14 protein-coding genes are annotated in these 18,397 nt (G+C 72.0%); 10 read left to right on the top strand and 4 right to left on the bottom strand.

The window, feature by feature from the left end; genetic code table 11:
- Window positions 1-34: 34 nt before the first annotated feature.
- A complete protein-coding gene (locus tag QSK15_RS24955; protein WP_285796575.1) occupies window positions 35-1,645 on the top strand; it encodes a ricin-type beta-trefoil lectin domain protein in 1,611 nt (536 codons plus the stop codon).
- Window positions 1,646-1,695: 50 nt separating this feature from the next.
- On the opposite strand, the gene QSK15_RS24960 is transcribed toward QSK15_RS24955, so the two are convergent.
- Window positions 1,696-4,227, bottom strand: a complete 2,532-nt coding sequence (locus QSK15_RS24960; protein ID WP_285796576.1) for an FtsX-like permease family protein — start codon at window positions 4,225-4,227, stop codon at window positions 1,696-1,698.
- Entirely contained in the window at window positions 4,224-4,982 is a 759-nt protein-coding gene (locus tag QSK15_RS24965) for an ABC transporter ATP-binding protein (protein ID WP_285796577.1), read from the bottom strand. The genes QSK15_RS24960 and QSK15_RS24965 overlap by 4 nt, the downstream gene beginning before the upstream one ends.
- Window positions 4,983-5,128: 146 nt before the next feature.
- On the opposite strand from QSK15_RS24965, the gene QSK15_RS24970 reads away from it, so the two are divergent.
- The 9 genes from QSK15_RS24970 to QSK15_RS25010 all read left to right on the top strand — a co-directional run bounded on the left by QSK15_RS24970 (window position 5,129) and on the right by QSK15_RS25010 (window position 15,343).
- Entirely contained in the window at window positions 5,129-6,331 is a 1,203-nt protein-coding gene (locus QSK15_RS24970; RefSeq protein ID WP_285796578.1) for a sensor histidine kinase, read from the top strand.
- On the top strand, window positions 6,328-6,966 hold the full coding sequence (locus QSK15_RS24975) for a response regulator (protein ID WP_285796579.1): 639 nt from the start codon (window positions 6,328-6,330) through the stop codon (window positions 6,964-6,966). The genes QSK15_RS24970 and QSK15_RS24975 overlap by 4 nt, the downstream gene beginning before the upstream one ends.
- A gap of 88 nt (window positions 6,967-7,054) precedes the next feature.
- Complete coding sequence (locus QSK15_RS24980) at window positions 7,055-8,077, top strand: cellulose binding domain-containing protein (RefSeq protein ID WP_285796580.1); 1,023 nt, start codon at window positions 7,055-7,057, stop codon at window positions 8,075-8,077.
- Window positions 8,078-8,130: 53 nt separating this feature from the next.
- Window positions 8,131-9,534 carry a Si-specific NAD(P)(+) transhydrogenase gene (gene sthA, locus QSK15_RS24985; protein ID WP_285796581.1) on the top strand — a complete coding sequence of 468 codons (1,404 nt, stop codon included), beginning with the start codon at window positions 8,131-8,133 and terminating at the stop codon, window positions 9,532-9,534.
- Window positions 9,535-9,621: 87 nt separating this feature from the next.
- Window positions 9,622-12,372, top strand: coding sequence for an AAA family ATPase (locus QSK15_RS24990; protein WP_285796582.1), 2,751 nt, complete (start codon window positions 9,622-9,624; stop codon window positions 12,370-12,372).
- Window positions 12,373-12,418: 46 nt separating this feature from the next.
- The gene (locus tag QSK15_RS24995; RefSeq protein WP_285796583.1) at window positions 12,419-12,685 is read left to right on the top strand and encodes a hypothetical protein; all 267 of its coding nucleotides are present in this window, start codon (window positions 12,419-12,421) and stop codon (window positions 12,683-12,685) included.
- Between the two features lie 14 nt (window positions 12,686-12,699).
- Window positions 12,700-13,227: a P-loop NTPase family protein gene (locus tag QSK15_RS25000; RefSeq protein WP_285796584.1), complete on the top strand. Its 528-nt coding sequence runs from the start codon at window positions 12,700-12,702 to the stop codon at window positions 13,225-13,227.
- Window positions 13,228-13,274: 47 nt separating this feature from the next.
- Window positions 13,275-13,856: a DUF3558 domain-containing protein gene (locus QSK15_RS25005; RefSeq protein ID WP_285796585.1), complete on the top strand. Its 582-nt coding sequence runs from the start codon at window positions 13,275-13,277 to the stop codon at window positions 13,854-13,856.
- Window positions 13,853-15,343, top strand: coding sequence for a hypothetical protein (locus tag QSK15_RS25010; RefSeq protein ID WP_285796586.1), 1,491 nt, complete (start codon window positions 13,853-13,855; stop codon window positions 15,341-15,343). Before QSK15_RS25005 ends, QSK15_RS25010 begins: the two co-directional genes overlap by 4 nt.
- 171 nt (window positions 15,344-15,514) lie before the next feature.
- Here the strand turns inward: QSK15_RS25010 and QSK15_RS25015 are convergent, their stop codons facing one another.
- Both QSK15_RS25015 and QSK15_RS25020 read right to left on the bottom strand, forming a co-directional pair.
- Complete coding sequence (locus tag QSK15_RS25015; protein ID WP_285796587.1) at window positions 15,515-16,897, bottom strand: glycoside hydrolase family 10 protein; 1,383 nt, start codon at window positions 16,895-16,897, stop codon at window positions 15,515-15,517.
- A gap of 38 nt (window positions 16,898-16,935) precedes the next feature.
- Complete coding sequence (locus QSK15_RS25020) at window positions 16,936-18,261, bottom strand: extracellular catalytic domain type 1 short-chain-length polyhydroxyalkanoate depolymerase (RefSeq protein WP_285796588.1); 1,326 nt, start codon at window positions 18,259-18,261, stop codon at window positions 16,936-16,938.
- Between the last annotated feature and the right edge of the window lie 136 nt (window positions 18,262-18,397).

An 18,397-nucleotide genomic window follows, 5' to 3' on the forward strand; every position in this document is an offset into this window, starting at 1 on the left:
TACAGTTATTTCGCCGCCCCGGAAGGACCCCGACATGGCGCGACGACTGGCCGGGCTCGTACCCCGCCGCCCCCGCACCAGACTGACCTCCGCGCTCGCCGCGGCCCTGCTCGCCGTACCGGCCGCAATGGTCGTCGGCACGTCACCGGCGACGGCGGCCACGACCGGCGCGATCACCGGGTACGGCGGCAAGTGCGTCGACGTGGCCGCCGCGAACCCGGCCAACAACACGCAGGTCCAACTCTTCACCTGCAACGGCTCCACCGCGCAGCAGTGGACGGTGGCCGACGACGGCACGATCCGGGCGCTGGGCAAGTGCCTGGACATCGCCGCCGCCAGCACGGCGAACGGTGCCCGGGTGCAGATCTACGACTGCAACGGCACCGGGGCGCAACAGTGGTCGCCCAACGCCGGCCAACTGATCAACCCGGCCTCCGGCAAGTGCCTCGACGCCACCGGTCCCAGCTCGGCCGACGGCACCCCGCTGCAGATCTGGAGCTGCACCGGCTCCGCCAACCAGACCTGGACACTGCCCAGCGGCGGCACGACACCACCGCCCTCTGCTGGTTTCACCCACCCCGGCGTGCTGGTCAGCCGAGGCCAGCTCGACTTCGTCCGGGGCCGGGTCCAGGCCGGCGCGCAGCCGTGGGCGGCGGCCTACAACCAGATGATGGGCAGCCGGTACGCCTCCCTGTCGCGCACCCCGGCGCCCCGTTCGGTGGTCGAGTGCGGTTCCTACTCCAACCCGAACAACGGCTGCACCGACGAGCGTGAGGACGCGATCGCCGCGTACACCGACGCGCTGGCCTGGTATGTCACCGGTGACGCCCGGTACGCGCAGAAGGCCATTCAGATCATGGACGCGTGGTCGGCCACGATCACCGCGCACACCGGCAGCAACGCCCCGCTGCAGACCGGCTGGGCCGCCTCGGTCTGGCCCCGGGCCGCCGAGATCATCAAATACACGTACCCGAGCTGGCCCAACGCCAACCGCTTCGCCACCATGCTGCGCACCGTCTACCTGCCGATGGTGCGCAACGGCTCGAACAGCAACGGCAACTGGGAACTGACCATGATGGAGGCCGCCGTCGGCATCGCGGTGTTCCTGGACGACCGCAGCGCCTACGACGCGGCGGTCACCCGTTTCCTCAACCGCACCCGGGCCTTCGTCTACCTGCCCAGCGACGGCGCGTTGCCGTACACCACGCCCGGCAGCGGTCTGGACACCAGCGCGGAGATCATCGGCTACTGGCAGGGCCAGTCCACCTTCGTCGCCGGCCTGGCCCAGGAGACCTGCCGCGACTTCGTGCACACCGGGTACGGCATCTCCGCCATCTCGCACGTCGCGGAGACCTCGCGGATCCAGGGCCGGGACCTGTACCCGCAGGTCGGCGAGCGACTGCGTCAGGCGCTCGGCTTCCACTCGCGCTACCAACTCGGCGAGGCACCGCCCTCCTGGCTCTGCGGCGGCAGCCTCACCCGGGGCCTCGGCCCGATCACCGAGGTCGGCTTCAACGCGATGAGCACCCGGTTGGGCAACGTCATGACCAACACCCAGACCCTCACGCTGCAACAACGTCCGGCCGGAACCAACAACCTCTTCGTCGCCTGGGAGACGTTGACCCACGCCAACAACCCCAACTGACCAGGCCGCCGTGGGGGGCGCCGACTTCCGACGCCACCCCACGGCGGTGCTCAACTGTCAGCCCCGAGCGCCACCACCGGGCTGACCCGCGACGCCCGACGGGCCGGCAGCACCCCGGCCAGCGCGGTCAGCCCGACCAGCACCACGAACAGCCCGGCCAGCGGCAACAGCGGCGCGGTCAGCGGTGCCGCGATCCCGAGAGCCTGCACCGCCAACCAGGCGTACGGGACCCCGAGCACCAGGCCGATGGTCGCGCCGATCAACCCGTACAGGCCGGACTCGACCGTCAGCATGGTGCGCAGGCCCGTCCGGGACAGCCCGATCGCCCGGAGCAGCCCGGACTCGCGTACCCGCTCGACCACCGACAGCGCGGTCGTGGAGCCCACCCCGACGACCGCGATCAGCACGGTCAGGCTGACCAGACCGACAGCGATCCAGACCAGGGTGCGCACCAACGCGTCGGCGCGGTCCCGTTCGTCGGCGAGCACCGTGAGGCCCACCCCGTCGCTGCCCGCGATGGCCTGCCGCAGCGCCCGCACGCCAGCGGTGCGACCGTCCTCGCCGGCACCGGCCGCGTCGGCGAGCAGACCGGTGTACGCCGACGGCACGCCGAGCCGGTCGAGGTCGGCCGGGTCGGCGAGGATGCCCGCGTGCAGCGGTCCGTCACCGGGCAGCACCGCTACCACCCGGACGTCGACCCGGCGGGTGGCGACGGCGAGCGTCGCGGTGTCGCCGGCCCGCAGACCCGCGTCCCGCGCGACCCAGCTGTTGAGCACGATCCGGCCGGGTCCGCGATCGTCCAGGCTGCCCTGGGCCACGTCCAGGTCACCGGTGCTCGGCAACGCCGCCACGTCCAGGTCGCTCGTCGGATAGCCGGACTCGACGGCGCCGAGCTTGTCGGCGCCGCGCAGCAGCGTGACGTCGTCGACCTTCCGGTACGGCACCACCTGGGCCAGCGCGCCGTGCGCCGCCTCGACCCGACTCACCACCACCGGCGGCAGCGTCCCACCGTTGCCGGTGACCTCGAAGTCGGTAGGGGCCGCGAGCGCCATCTCGCGGTCGGCGAGGACCTGCAACGAGGTGCCGCCGATGACCACCCCGGAGATCAGGGTCGTGCCCAGCGCGACCACGACCGAGACCGCGGCCGCCCGGCGCGGCGCACCACCGATGCCACCGACCGACATCCGCCCGAGCGGCCCGAGCTGGCGCAGCGGCCAACCGACCACTGCCAGCACCGGGCGTACCAGCAGCGGACCGAGGGCGACCAGCGCGAAGAACGCCAGCGCACCGGACCCGACCAGCAGCAGCAGCGGCATCGCGGGGTCGTAGCTCGACTGGTCCGGCTGCGGCAACTGACTGATCGTCGCGACCGCCGCCAGGATCGCGCCGATGGCCAGGAACAGCCCGCCGACCAGACGGAAGACCCCGATGCCGCGCCGGCCGGCGGTGGTGCTCGCCGTCCGCAGCGCCTCCAGCGGGGAGACCCGGGCGGCCGAGAACGCCGGTGCCAGCACGGCCAGCACGGTGAGCACGACAGCACCGATCACCACCAGGACCGCCGTCGCCAGTGGCAGGCCCGGCGCGGAGACCGCACGGCCGGTGGCGCGCAGGGCCGCCGGCAGCGCGTACCCGAGGGCGAGGGCGCTGACGACCCCGACGACGCCGGCGACCAGCCCGGTCAGGGCTCCCTCGGCGGTCAGGGCCCGCACCAGGGTGCCCCGGCTCGCACCGACCGCCCGCAGCAGTGCGAGCTGCCGCATCCGCTGGGCGAAGACGATGCGGAACGTCGAGGTGACCACCAGCGCCGCGGCGACGACGGCGATGGAGACGAACATGCCGACCAGGATGAAGAGTCGCCCGACCTCCTCGGCGGCCGCGTTGGCCTCGACCTCGCGCACCTCGGCGCCGGAGCGGATCGGCTGGCCGGCGACCGCCGCGGTCACCCGTTGGCGGACGACCTCCGTCGGGGCGTCAGCGGCAACCCGCAGGTCGACGCGCTCCACGCCGGTGAGGCGCGCCCAGGCGATCACGGCGCTGTCCGGGGCGTACGCGTCGTAGCCGGCGTCGGCGGCGGTCTCCACCACGGCGGTCACGGTGAGTGCGGCGGGGGCGGTGAGCTCTCCGCCCGTACCGCTGGTGGTGGTGCCGACCGAGAGCCCGAGCCGCTCGGCGGTGCGCGGCGTGACAGCGATCTCGCCGGGCTGGTCCGGGTAGCTGCCCTCGACCACCCGGACCGTGCTCAGCGGGCCGGTGCCCGGATCGGACTGGAGGTTGAGGTAGCCCTCGCCGACGGAGACCCCGGCCGACGCCCGGGCCACCGCCTCGGCCACCCCGGGCACGGCCCGGATCCGCCGCACGTCCGCCACGGTGGGTGGCGGCGCGTCGGCGCTGCCGATCACCAGGTCGGTGACGGCCGGGGTGCCGCTGAGGTTGTCCCGCACGGTCCGCTCGGTGATCTGCTGCACCAGCACGGTGCCGAAGACGACGAACGACGCGACCAGGATCGCCAGGCCGGTCAGGATCAGCCGGCCGGGCCGCCGGGCCGCGGCGGCCGTCTGGGTACGCAACACCGTCGCCCTCATGCCCGGGCCGCCAGCTCCCGCAGGGCGTCGGTGACCGACACCTGGTCCGGCTTGTCGATCTCGCCGGCCAGCCGCCCGTCGGCGAGCAGCACCACCCGGTCGGCGTACGCGGCGGCGATCGGGTCGTGGGTGACCATGACGACGGTCTGGCCGAGGTCGCGTACCGAGTCGCGCAGGATGGTGAGCACCTCCGCGCCGGAGCGCGAGTCGAGGTTGCCGGTCGGCTCGTCGGCGAAGACCACCTCGGGCCGGGCCACCAGCGCCCGGGCCAACGCGACCCGCTGCTGCTGGCCGCCGGACAGCTCGCTGGGCCGGTGGTTCAGCCGGTCGCCGAGGCCCAGCACCCGCACCAGGTGCGCGAGGAGCTCGGCGTCGGGTCGCCGACCGGCGAGGTCCAGCGGCAGGGTGATGTTCTGCGCGGCGGTGAGCTGCGGCAGGAGGTTGAAGGACTGGAAGACGAAGCCGATCCGCTCCCGGCGTACCCGGGTCAGGGTCCGGTCCGACCGGCCGGTCAGCTCCGTGCCGCCGAGCAGGACGCGTCCGGAGGTGGCCGTGTCGAGTCCGGCGAGGCAGTGCATCAGAGTCGACTTGCCGGACCCGGACGAGCCCATGATCGCGGTGAACTCGGCCCGGCCGAAGCCGACCGAGACCCCGTCCAGGGCACGGACGGCGGTCTCGCCGCTGCCGTACACCTTCACCAGGTCGACCGCGGCGACCGCGGCGTGGCTGGTCTGCGGCGGGGCATGGGTTGTCATCGTTCCTCCAGTGGCTGCGTGGTGACCGGGGAAGCCTCGCCGCCGCCGTGGGGTGGGCGCATCGGCCCGGGGCCGGGTATCGCCGCCACCGGGTCTGCCTTTCGGCCGATCCGGCAGCGCCGTCGGGCTGGCTACGCTGGGTCACCATGAGCGCTGCGGATCTTCGACGTCTGTGGGTACGCCTGGCCCAGGCGGCCGGGCTGGCGGCCTTCGGCCTCCTCGCTCTCTTCGACTTCGCGGCCAGCACGGCGGACGACCGCAGGATCCTGGCTCTCCTGCTCCTGCTGGTGCCGATGGGGTTGGCGGCGGCGACGGTGCCGCTCTGGCTACCGGTGCACCAACCGGGTTCACGTCGGCTGCCGGTGGCCGCACTGGCCCTCGCCTGCGCCTCACTGGCCGTGACCGCAGGGGTGGTGCTCCTCTCCGGAGGCGCCGGCATCATGCTCGCCCGCACCTGGGGGCTCGCCGAGTCGGCCGGGCTGATCGGCGTGGTCTTCGTGGTGAGCCGCTGGGGCGCGCCCCGGCTCGCCCCGTGGGCGGCGGTGGCCGCCGGGCTCGCCGTCGCCGCGATGCCGCTGCGTGTCGGCACCGACAGCCTGCTGGTGATCTTCGGGCTGCTCCAGGCGCTCGCGGCGGCCGGGGCCGCCGGGGTGGGCCTCTACCTGCGCGTGATCGCCGCAGGCCGGGCGCGGGCTATCGCGCTGGTCCGGGCCGAGCAGCGCGCGGAGTTCGCCCGCGACCTGCACGACTTCATCGCCCACCACGTGACCGGGATCGTGGTGCAGGCGCAGGGGGCCCGTTTCGTCGCCGAACAGGACCCGCAGCGGGTGATCGTCGCCCTGGAGCAGATCGAGCGGGCCGGTGCGGAGACGATGGCCTCGATGCGGCGGATGGTCGGGATCCTGCGTAACCCGGACGCCCCGCCGGACGCGCCGCTGGCCCCGCTGGCCGGGGTGACCGAGTTGGAGCCGCTGCTGACCGGGTTCAACGGCGCGGCGAACGCGCCGGCCAGGCTGCACGTGGACGGCGACCTGACCGGACTGCCGGTGGAGGTCTCGACGTCGGCGTACCGGGTGGTGATGGAAGGGCTGACCAACACCCGTCAGCACGCGCCGGACGCCCGGTCCGTGGACGTGGTCGTACGGCGTACCCCGGACTGGTTGCTGGTCCGGGTCGCCGACGACGGCGCGTCGCCGCGCACCGCGCCGGCCCGGGGGCACGGCTTCGGTCTGATCGGCCTCACCGAGCGGGTACGGGCGCTCGGCGGCACGATCACCGCCGGTCCCGGCGTCGTCGGTGGTTGGGTGCTCGACGCGGCGTTCCCGCTGCACGCGGCGGTGGCCCGGTGATCCGGGTGTTGATCGCCGACGATCAGGCGATGGTCCGGACCGGCTTCGGCATGATCATTGGCGCCCAGTCGGACATGGAGGTGGTCGGCGAGGCCGCCGACGGGGTGCAGGCTGTCGAACTGGCCCGACGACTGCGCCCGGACGTGGTGCTGCTGGACATCCGGATGCCCCGCCTCGACGGTCTGGAGGCGCTGCGACTGCTCGCCGGAGCAGGTGTCACCGACCCGGTCCGGGTGGTCGTGGTGACGACCTTCGACCTCGACGAGTACGTGCACACCGCGCTCGCCAACGGCGCCTGCGGCTTCCTGCTCAAGGACTCGGGCCCGGCCCTGCTGGTGGAGGCGGTCCGCGCGGCCGTGTCCGGCGACGCGCTGATCAGCCCGTCGATCACGGTACGGCTGTTGGAGCACCTCAGCGCACCGGCCCCGGCGCGCGACGACGGCGGGCTGTCGCCACGGGAACTCGACGTCGTGAAGCTCGTCGCCCGCGGCCTGACCAACGCCGAGATCGCCACCCAGCTCTTCATCGCCGTGGGCACGGTCAAGACCCATCTGGCGAGCGTGCAGATGAAGCTCAAGGCCCGCAACCGGGTCGAGATCGCCGCCTGGGCCTGGGAACGGCGCCTCGTCGGTTGAGGGGCCGACGGCGCGACCGGCATTCGCTTAACATCGTCAGCAGTCGATGACTGGTCCGCTGCGGTCACCCGGAAGCGAGGCAAGCATCATGCGCGATCATCAGGTGCGCGGCGTCCGATCCAGGGCCGCCGCGCTGGCCGCCTGCGCGCTCACGGCGACCCTGCTGGCGGCGGGCACCACCCCGGCGTACGCCGCTGTGGACACCGAACGACCCACGGCCCCCGGCCCGATCACCGTCGTCGCCATCGACACGACCTGGGTCGAGTTGACCTGGGCGGCCGCGACCGACAACGTCGGGGTGGTCAGCTACCCGGTCGGTGCGCAATTCGAGGACAACGGCGCTTACTACTCGACCGACACGAACAGCATTCGGATCACCAACCTGCGACCGTCACGCACGTACACCTTTTCCGTCGCGGCGCTGGACGCGGCCGGCAACAGGTCACTCGACGATCCGCGGCTGCGGCTGACCATGCCACCGGGGGACGACCAACCGCCCGGCGCACCCGGCCAACCGGTCGCCTACGACGTCGCCGCCACGGCGGTGTGGTTGCGCTGGGCGCACTCGGTCGAGAACGTCGTCCTCGACCGGTACGAGGTGTTCCGGGTCGACGCCGACGACGCCCTCACCCGGGTCAGCGAGGTCTACCAGTACCCGCCCGGGCGCAACAGCACCCAGATCAGCGGGTTGACGCCGAGCACCACGTACACCTTCGTGGTGCAGGCCCGCGACGAGGCCGGCCACCTGTCACCGCTGTCCGTGCCGGTCACCGTGACCACACTGCCGCCACCGCCGAGCTGCACGGTCCGCTCGACTGTGGGGCAGTGGCCCGACGGTCTGGTGGCCCGCCTCCTGGTCACCAACACCGGCACGACGGCGGTCGACGGTTGGACGATGCGGTGGCGGTTCTACGCCGCCCAGCAGCTGCGCAGCCTGTGGGGCGCGGAGGTCGTCGACCGCGACAGCAGCTACCTGCGGGTGCGCAACGTCCGCCACAATGCGCTGATCCCACCCGGCGGCACGGTGTCGCTGGGGTTCGTCGCCACCGGGTCGCAGCCGCCGGAGGAGGTCACGCTCAACGGCGGCATGTGCACGGTGGCGGCTGAGTAACACTCGGGTACGAAGTCTGGCGCGGGCCAGGACATCTTGCGACGCTAACGCCTGTGTATGACTACGACCTGTTGGTGCTGGGTTCCGGACCCAGCGGTCAGAAGGCCGCGATCGCCGCCGCCAAGCTCGGCCGGCGGGTCGGCATCGTGGACCGCCGCGACATGATCGGTGGGGTGTGCATCAACACCGGCACCGTCCCCTCCAAGACCCTGCGCGAGGCCGTGCTCTACCTGACCGGCCTGAGCCAGCGGGACCTGTACGGCAGCAGCTACCGGGTCAAGGAGGAGATCACGGTCAGCGACCTGGCCGCCCGGACCCAGCACGTCATCACCCGGCAGACCGACGTCATCCGCAACCAACTGGCCCGCAACCGGGTCGCGATGATCACCGGCACCGGGCGGTTCGCCGACGCGCACTCGATCTGGGTCGACGGTGGCTCCGGCCGTGAGTCCAAAGTGACTTTCGACAAGATCGTCATCGCCGCGGGGACCCGCCCGGCCCGCCCGGACAGCGTCGACTTCGACGACCGGACCATCGTGGACTCCGACGGCGTCATCAACCTCCAGGCCGTCCCCCGCAGCATGGTCGTGGTCGGCGCGGGAGTGATCGGCATGGAGTACGCCTCGATGTTCGCCGCGCTCGGCACGAAGGTGACGGTGGTGGAACGCCGCGACCGGATGCTGGAGTTCTGCGACGACGAGATCGTCGAGTCACTCAAGTACCACCTGCGCGACCTGTCCGTGGCGTTCCGCTTCGGCGAGGAGGTGGCCGCCGTGGAGAAACACCAGACCGCGGCGCTGTGCGTCCTCAAGAGCGGCAAGAAGATCGTCGCCGACACGGTGATGTACTCGGCCGGCCGGCAGGGCCAGACCGACGACCTGGCGCTGGAGGCGGCCGGGCTGGAGGCCGACCGACGCGGCCGGATCACCGTCGACGGCAACTACCGCACCGCGGTGGAGCACATCTACGCGGTCGGCGACGTGATCGGCTTCCCCGCGCTCGCGTCCACCTCGATGGAGCAGGGCCGGCTGGCCGCGCAGCACGCCTGCGGCGAGCCGATCCGGGAGATGCACGGCCTGCAACCGATCGGCATCTACACGATCCCGGAGATCAGCTTCGTCGGGCAGACCGAGGCGCAGCTCACCGAGAGCTCCACCCCGTTCGAGGTGGGCATCGCCCGGTACCGCGAGTTGGCCCGGGGTCAGATCGTCGGTGACTCGTACGGCATGTTGAAGCTCCTCGTCTCCCCCGACGACGGCCGACTGCTCGGGGTGCACGTGTTCGGCACCGCCGCCACCGAGATCGTCCACATCGGTCAGGCGGTGATGGGCTGCGGCGGCACCATCGACTACCTGATCGACGCGGTGTTCAACTACCCGACGCTGGCCGAGGCGTACAAGGTCGCCGCCCTGGACGCGTCCAACAAGATCCGCAACATCACCCGAATCGACGGCTAGCCCCTCGGGGCGGCCGGGCCCGCGGGCCACCGCCGATCACCCGTTGGCGGGATCCCCGGCGACCGTCGCCAATGCCAGAATTCCCCCATGCGACGCGCCATCGTCGGGCGGGACGAGGTGTTCGACCGGTCCTGGCGGTTACTGGGTCGACCCGGGCCGGTGCTCCTGGAGGGACCGGCCGGCATCGGCAAGACCGAGCTGTGGCGGGCGCTGACCGCGCGGGCCGCCGAGGCCGGCTGGTTGGTGCTGAGCTGCGCTCCCACCGAGGCCGAGGCGGAGCTACCGTACGCGGCCCTGGCCGACCTGCTCCGGCCGCTCGCCGACCAGGTCGCCGCCCTGCCCGGGCCGCAGCGGGTGGCGGCCGAGGTCGTCCTCCTCTCCGGCGACGCCACCGAACCCGTCGACGTGCGGGTGGTCGGTGCGGCCACCCGCACGTTGCTCGAGGTGGCGACCACCACACACACCCACCCCGGGGTGCTGGTCGCGGTGGACGACGCACCCTGGCTGGACCGGCCCAGCGAGCGCGCCCTGCGGTACGCACTGCGACGGCTGACCGGTCTGTCCATCCTGGTGAGTCGCCGTCGAGGCCAGGAGGCGCCGCCGGACGTCCCGCTCGGGCTGGACGAGGGCCGGCAGGGAGCACGGGCCGCCCGGATCGAGGTGCCGCCGCTGGACGTCGGCGCCCTGCACCACGTTCTGCGTGACCAGCTCGGTGTCACGCTCACCCGTCCCCTGCTCGTCCGGGTGGCCCGGGAGGCCGGGGGCAACCCGCTGCTGGCCATCGAGGTGGTCCGCGCGATGCAACGCCTGCCGCGCCACCCCGCGCCCGGCGACGATCTGCCGGTGGCAGCGTCCATGCACCACCTGCTCGCGAACGTCGTCGCCGAGCTTCCCCCGCCCAGCCGCGACGCGCTCCGCCTGGCCGCCCTGCTGACCGTGCCCACGCTCGTCGACCTGGACGCGGCCGGGGTGCCCGCCGCCGCGCTGGACGCGCCCGAGGAGGCCGGGCTGATCGTCGTGACACCGACGGGCGTGCGGTTCACCCACCCGGTGCACGCCGCCGCCGTGCGGGCCGGCATCCCGTCGGGGGTCCGCCGCCGCCTGCACCGCCGGCTGGCCGATCTGGTGGCCGATCCGGAGGAGCGGGCCCGACACCTGGCGCTGTGCACGACCGCATCCGACCCGGTGGTCGCGGAGACCCTCGCCGCCGCGGCCGAGCGCTGGCACAGCCGGGGCGCTCCCGACCTCGCCGCCGATCTGCACGAGCGCGCCAGCCAGCTCACTCCGGTCGAGGACCGGTCGCTGCTGGGCCGGCGGCGGCTGGCGGCGGCGCGCTGCCGGCTGGACAGCGGTGACCTCCCGGCGGCCCGGCAGGCGGCCGAGGCGGTCGCTGCCGACTTCACCGGCGACCTACGGGCCGAGTCGTTGCTGCTGCGTGCCATCGTCGCCTGGTCCAGCGGCGAGGCCGGCCAGGCGGCGGTGGAGATCGCCACCCGGGCCCTGGCGGCGGCCCGACCTGGCTCCGCCCTGGCCGGCCGCGTCCACGCCCACCTGGCCGTGTTCGACGACCACACCGAGGCCGCACGGGCGCACGCCGAGGCCGCCGCCGCCTTGTTGGACGGCCGCGACGGTGAGCACGACCTGCTCGCGGCCGCCCTGCTCCTGCTCTTCTTCCAGGAGGTACGCCTCGGCCGGGCGCCACGTACCGACCTGCTGGAGCGGGCGCTGGGCCTGGAGGGCGACGAGCCCGCGTGGCTGGCGAGCACGGTGCCCGCGATCTGGTGGAAGTCGATCGACGACGCGGAGCGGGCCCGCGGTCGGCTGCACCGGATGCTCGCTCGGGCGGAGGCCCGCGGGGACGAGCCCCTGCAACACGAGCTGCTCTCGCACCTGGGTGAGGCCGAGTTGCTGGCCGGCCGGTGGGACACTGCCGAACGACACATCGCCGCCGCCCGGGACCTCGGCGACCAACTCGGCAGCGGCCTGGTCGCGGAAAATTGGCTGGCCGCCCTGCTCGACGCCCACCGGGGTCGGCTGGCCGAGGCGACCCGGGTGGCCGAGTCCGGCCTGCGGCTCGCCGAGGAGCTGGACGACGACTGGTGCCGACGCATCCACCAGCAGTTGGCCGGGTTCGTGGCCCTGTCGGCCGGCCGGATGGCGGAGGCCGCCGCCGCCTACACGGCGCTGGCCGCGACGATCGATGCCAGGGGTCTGGTGGAGCCCCTGGCGATGCGCTTCGAGCCGGACTGGATCGAGGCGTGCGTCGGGGCTGGCGACCTCGACCGGGCCGCCGCCGCGCTGGAACGCCTGAATGACCGCCATCGCCGGCTGCCCCGGCCCTGGACGATCCTGGGCACCGCGCGGGCCCGCGTGCTGCTGGACAGCGCCACCGGCCGGGACCCGGGGCCGGCGCTCGACGCGTTGACGGCGGCGCGGGACGCCGTACCGCCGGATGTGCTGCCACTGGATCGCGCACGCTGCCTGTTCGTGGCGGGCATGGCGCACCGGCGCTTCCGCCGCAAGTTGCCGGCCCGGCAGGCGCTGGAGGCGGCGGTGGCGGAGTTCACCGCGATCGGCGCGGCCGCGTTCGCCGAGCGCGGCCGGGCCGAGCTGGCTCGCGTCGGCGGCCGGGCACCGACACCCCGGCATCTCACCCCCACCGAGGATCGGGTGGCGCGGCTGGCGGCGCGCGGGCGGACCAACCGGGCCATCGCCGACGAACTGTTCGTCAGCCCGAAGACCGTCGAGGCCAACCTCGCCCGGGTCTACCGCAAGCTCGGCATCTCCACCCGTGCGGAGCTGGGCGCGGCGATGACCAGGGCAGACGCGCAAACATAGGGAAACGCCCGATTCCTCGCCGTCGGCCACGTCCTAGCGTCGATTCATGGCCAACCACCTGTTCGTCCTGGAGCAGTACTACTGCTCCGCCGACGCGGGCGTGGCGGCACCGCTGATCGCCACAGTGGACTGCCGGCTGGTCGCCACCATCCGGTTGCCCACCGACGATGTCGTGATCGCGCTGGTCGAAGGCCCCGACGCGGAGGCGGTGGCCGCTGCCGCCGCCGTCAGCGCGTGGCGGGTGGACCGGCTCATCCCGGCCTGGTGGATCCATCCACCACAGGCCAACCCCACCATTTCGGACGTTCCATGACAGGTGAAGGAAGCATGACCGTGCGCCGACTGATCGCACCCCTGTGGTGCTCGCTGCTGCTGATCCCGCTCGTCGCCTGCGGCCCCGACGACACCGGGGGCAGCGACCCCGTCGTCGGCGTCGGGGTCGACGCGGACACCGACGCCGGCGGTGACCTGCCCGACGTGCCCCGGCCCCCGTGCCCGTTCAGCGCCGCCCAGGTCTCCGACCTCGTCGGTCAGTCGATGCAGGACCAGGGCAACTGTCTGTTCGGCGACGGCAAGGGCGTCGCCTCGCTGACCATCACCACCGCTTCGCCGCTCGCCGGCGAGAGCACCTACGCCTACCAGCGTGATCAGGCCACCCAGGTCTACCGGGAGGTGCGGGACGTCGACAAGGGCCGGAAGGCGTACCTGGCCGTCAAGGACATCGCGGGCGAGGCCGTCGTGGTCAGCGACAAGGGCAGCTACACGGTGATCCTGAGCAGTTTCGAGCGGCTGGGCGCCACGTCGGACGGATACGAGAAGACGTTGCGCTCGGTGCTCGACGCCCTCCCGCTGTGAGCCCGAGGCCGGGACCGGCCGAGTCCGAGACAAGGAGAGGATCCACGATGACCCACCTCGTACCGGTGTGGCGACGCGCCGGAGGAACCGTGGCCGCAGCGGTCCTGGCGCTCGCCGGGCTCGGCGGCTGCGCCCTGTTCGGCGGCACGGACGCCGACGGGGACGACCCCGCCGCCGGCAGCCAGCCGACAGTGGCGGCCACCTCCGATGACGAACCGTCGGTGACGCCGGAGCAGGTGGCCCCGGCGACCACGGCCGTCGACGCCTGCACGCTGTTGACCAGGCAGGAGGCCGAGAAGCTGGCCGGCACCGGGCTGGCGGAGCCGGCGGAGCCTCCCGCGCCGGATCGGAGCAGCTGCACCTACACCGGGCCGCCGACCGGCCCGACCGCGCAGGTCGAGGTGTATGTCGGTGACGGCGCGAAGAAGTTCCTGGACATCGATCGCGAACTCGGGCACAAGCTGACCCCGATCAGCGGAGTGGGTGACGAGTCGTACGCCGAGGACGGCACGGTCTTCGTCAGCAAGGGCGGGCTGTGGGCCTGCGTCCGGTTGGTTCGCACCGAGGATCCGGCCGTCTACCGCAAGGCGCTGGAATCCGCGGCCGCTACGGTCGCCGGTCGACTGTGACCGTCCGGACAGGCGACGTGGTGCCCGCCGGGTCGGCGCGTCGTCGTCCGGTGGTCGCGTTGCTCGCCGCGACGGTGCTCCTGCTCGCCGGCTGCGAGCGGGGTGACGCCGCACCGAGGCCGGCCGACCCTCCGACCGCCGACCCGGTGGCGGAGCAGCGGTACGGGGCCGCGCCGACGTCCGACCCGGGGGTGACCTACCAACCCGACGTGGTGTTCGTCGGTGGCGGCGGCACGTCGGTGCGCGGGCTCTCCGAGGACGCGCTCACCTGGCGCATCGACCCCAGCGCCAGCGGCGCGGACACGCTCGCCCGGGGGAAGGTCATGTTCCTCACCGGGCGGGCGGTCGGGCGGGTGCTCGACCTCCGGCGTGACTCCGGTGACCTGGCGGTGACCCTGGGGCCGGTGGCCATCACCGACGTGATCCGCGACGGCACCTTCGCCAGTGACGGCCCGGTCGCGTTGGAGAACCCGATCCGGCACGACGCGGGCACGCCCTTCTGGGCGGAGTACGACGCCGACGGCGAGGGTGCCGGGGGCGCGGCCTCGACCGCCCCGGTCGCCCGGCAACGGCCTGAATGGACCTCGGGCGGCCGGCGCGGGGCCGCCCGCCCGGTGCGACCGGGAATCGTCGCCGCTCAGCGGCGGGTGGCCGGGTTCGCCGTCACCCCGATCTGTTGTGCCGGCGGGGTGGGCGCGCGGTTCAGTTACGACGGCGGCGGCATCCGCGTGGCGGGCACCGCGACGTTGCTGATGAAGAAGCCCACCGCCCAGTTCCACCTGGAGATTCGCGGCGCGACGGTCCGCCGGGCAGAGTTGCGGATCGGCGGGATGGCCGGGCTGCGGATCGAGATCGCCGGGGCCACCGACAGCCACCAGAACATCAACAAGCGCATCCCCATCCCCCTGGACTTCAGCGTGCCGGTGGGCGAGATCCTCGGGGTACCGTTCTCGGTCACCGCCAACCAACTCATCGGCGTGCAGACGGCCTTCAGCGCCAAGGACGGCAACATCAAGGCGGCTGGCGAGTGGTCCCTGGGCGGCTCCATGGGGTTCGGTTACGCCAACGGCGCGTTCGGCGCGACCGAGCCCTGGCGCCTCAGCGTCCGCAACAGCATCACGGACTCGATCAGCGGCCCGTCGGTCGGCGTGAACGGAATCATCGTCCACTACCAGGCCGCGTTCCGGGCTGGTCTGGGTGCGCTCGGCTTCACCGCCGGGTTGTACGCGACAGTCACCGCCTCGGTGGGGCTGACCGTCGGCTCCGCCCTGGGAGCACCGCTCGTGCTCTGCCGCAGCACCCAGCTCGGGCTGTACCTGGACTACGGCGTCGGTTACACGATTCCCGCTGGTCTGACGAAGGCGATCAACGCGTTCCTCGATCTGGTGAACGCCGGACCGATCGCGGCGAAGGCGGGCATCGGCAGAGTCGACAACGTCTTCAACAAACTGGACATCCAACCGCCCAAGAAGATCTGCACCTCCTGACGTCCCCGGCCTCCCCCACCCCGCACCCCCACCCCGACTCGGTGATCAAGAGATGTCGGTCAACGTCCACGGCGTGTCGTGACGCAAACCTCTTGATCACCCGCTCCGGGGTGGGGGTGGGGGTGGGCCGGCCGGTGCGGGGACAGGGCCTCCGCACCGGCCGGTGGGGATTTAGCGGGCTGAGCAGGTGGGGCTGAGAGTGCCGGCGGTACCGTTGGCCTGGAAGCCGTACTCGGTGGACTGCCCGGCGCCGACCTGGCCGTTGTACGACACGTTGGTCCAGGTTGTGGTGCCGCTGTTACCGCTGCGGTCGGCGCTCCACGCGTTGGTGACCGTCGCGCCCGACGGCAGCGCGATCGTCACCGTCCAGCCGTTGAGGGCCGACGAGCCGGCCGTCACCCGAACGTTCGCCACGAAGCCTCCCGTCCACTGGTTCACCGTGACCGTGGCCGTGCAGCCACCCGTCCCCGGCGGCGGGGTCGTGGGCGGGTCGGTCGGCGGGTCGGTCGGCGGGTCGGTCGGCGGGTCGGTGGGCGTGGTGCCGTTGTTCAACGCGGCGAGGACCGCGTCGTACGCCGGCTTCTTCGAGCCGTTGCTGTTGAACAGCAGTGGCGTCTGGGAAGCGCGCCACGAGTCGCTGTCCCGGATGCCCCACACCGTGATGCCGGTGCAGCGCGAGACCGCGAGGCAGTCCTCGACCACGCTGCGGTAGGTGTTCGCCGACGCGCCCTGGATGTCCAGCTCGGTGATCTGCACGTCAACGCCCAACGCCGCGAAGCTCGACAGCGTGGTGCGGTAGTTGCTCACGTAGGGCGAGTCGTTGTTGAAGTGCGACTGGAACCCGACACAGTCGATCGGCACACCACGCGACTTGAAGTCCCGCACCATGTTGTACACAGCCTGCGTCTTCGCGTGCGTCCAGTTGTCGGTGTTGTAGTCGTTGTAACACAACTTCGCGTTCGGATCCGCAGCGTCCGCCGCCCGGAACGCCGCCTCGATCCAATCATTACCCGTCCGCTGCAAATTCGAGTCACGACGCGCACCCGAACTACCATCAGCGAACGCCTCGTTCACCACATCCCACGCCACCACCTGACCCCGGAAATGCGTGGCCACCTGCGTCACATGATTGAGCATCGCCTGCCGCAACGCACTACCACTCATGCTCTGCATCCAACCCGGCTGCTGCGAATGCCACGCCAGGGTGTGACCCCGCACGCTCATACCCCGACTACGCGCATGACTGACAATCTGATCAGCAGCCCCGTAACTGAACCGACCCTGCTGCGGCTCAGTCGCGTCGATCTTCATCTCATTCTCAGGCGTCACCGAATTGAACTCACGGTTCAAAATCGTCGTGTACGCACTATCAGACAACTTGTTCGCCGCCACCGCCGTACCGAAGTACCGCCCCTTCTCCGCGGCGGACGCGCCGAGCGTCGTACCGGCGGCGGCCGGCGCGGTCAGAAACACCGCCATACCGGCGGCGAGGGCCCCCGCGCTGGTCAGCGCGATGGCGGCTCTCGATGCCGCCTTCCATCTCGCATTTCTCATCGTGTGACTCCTTCTCGGGTGGTGGGTGGAAGGGGAAATCAGGACACCGAACAGGCGGCACCGTTGAGGGCGAACGAAGCGGGCTTGCCGGTGCCACCCTCATGCGTGGCCTGGAAGCCGATCTCGACCGACGCGTTCGGGGCGATGGTGCTGTTGTAGGAGACGTTGCGGGCGGTCACCGCACCGCTCGTCGGCGCGTACTGGGCGTTCCAGCCGCCGGTGATGCGCTGCCCGCTGGGCAGGGTGAAAGTCAGCGCCCAGCCGTTCACGGCGGTGGTGCCGGTGTTGGTGATGGCCACGCTCGCGGTGAAGCCGTTGTTCCAGGCGTTGACCGTGTAGCCGACCCGGCAGGCGCCCTCGGTCGGCGGCGGGGTCGTCGGGGGCGGAGTGGTCGGGGGTGGGGTGGTCGGGGGCGGAGTCGTCGGCGGCGGAGTGGTCGGCGGTGCGGTGCCGTCCAGCCCGAAGAAGCGGATCACCTGCGCGGCGTCGACCGGGATGTTGTGCGTGACCCCCTGCATGCTGATCGCCTCGACCGGCGCCATCGGACCGCTGCTGCCGTACCGGGTGCGGGTGTAGCCGGACTGCGGGGAGTCGGTGTACGTCGGGGTCTGGCTCAGCCCGTGCACGTTGGTCCACTGCTTGACCTGCTCCCCGAAGTTCGGGTAGCGCAGCGTCTCATCGTTGGTGCCGTGCCAGATCTGCATCCGGGGCCGCTGTCCGGTGTAGCCGGGGTACGCCTCCCGGACCAGGTCACCCCACTGCTGCGCGGTCCGGATGAGTTGCCCGTTCGCGCACTGGCTGTTCCACTCCGAGGTGCCGCCGGTGGCGAAACAGGCGAACGGCACCCCGGCGAACGAGGCGCCCGCCGCGAACACGTCCGGGTAGTCCCCCAGCATGACGTTGGTCATCATCGCGCCGGACGAGGTGCCGGTGGCGAAGATCCGCGCGGGGTCGGCGGAGTAGCGCTGCTTCACGTAGTCGACCATGGACATCAGCCCGACCGGGTCGCTGCCGCCGCCACGGCGCAACGCCTGCGGCGAGTAGACGTCCCAGCACTTGCTGCTGCGGGTTGCCGACGGGTAGATCACGATGAACCCGTACCGGTCCGCCAGGGATGCGTACTGCGTGCCCGAGTGGAACGCGGGGCCCGTCCCGGTGCAGTAGTGCATCGCCAGGAGAATCGCCGGTCGGGTCGCCACCCGGTCCGGGACGTAGAGGTGCATCTGCAGGTTGGTGGGGTTGGTGCCGAAGTTGGTCACCTGCGTGAGCGTCGCCGCCGACGCGGGGGTGGCGAACGTCAACGCGGCGGCGGCCAACGTCACGGCAGCCATGACGACGCCGAGCGTTCTCGTCTTGAGTGTCATCGTCGCGATCCCTTGCGAAAAAAAGGCGCGTGGAAGGGGACTTGAGTCGAGGACTGCCCTTCGCCCGACCTTGACCGCGGCTCGCGTGACCATGTCAGCTTCAATCGAGCACGCTCGATTGTCAAGACTTCCGGAA

The organism is Micromonospora sp. NBRC 107095 (assembly GCF_030269705.1).
GTDB lineage: Bacteria > Actinomycetota > Actinomycetes > Mycobacteriales > Micromonosporaceae > Micromonospora > Micromonospora parva.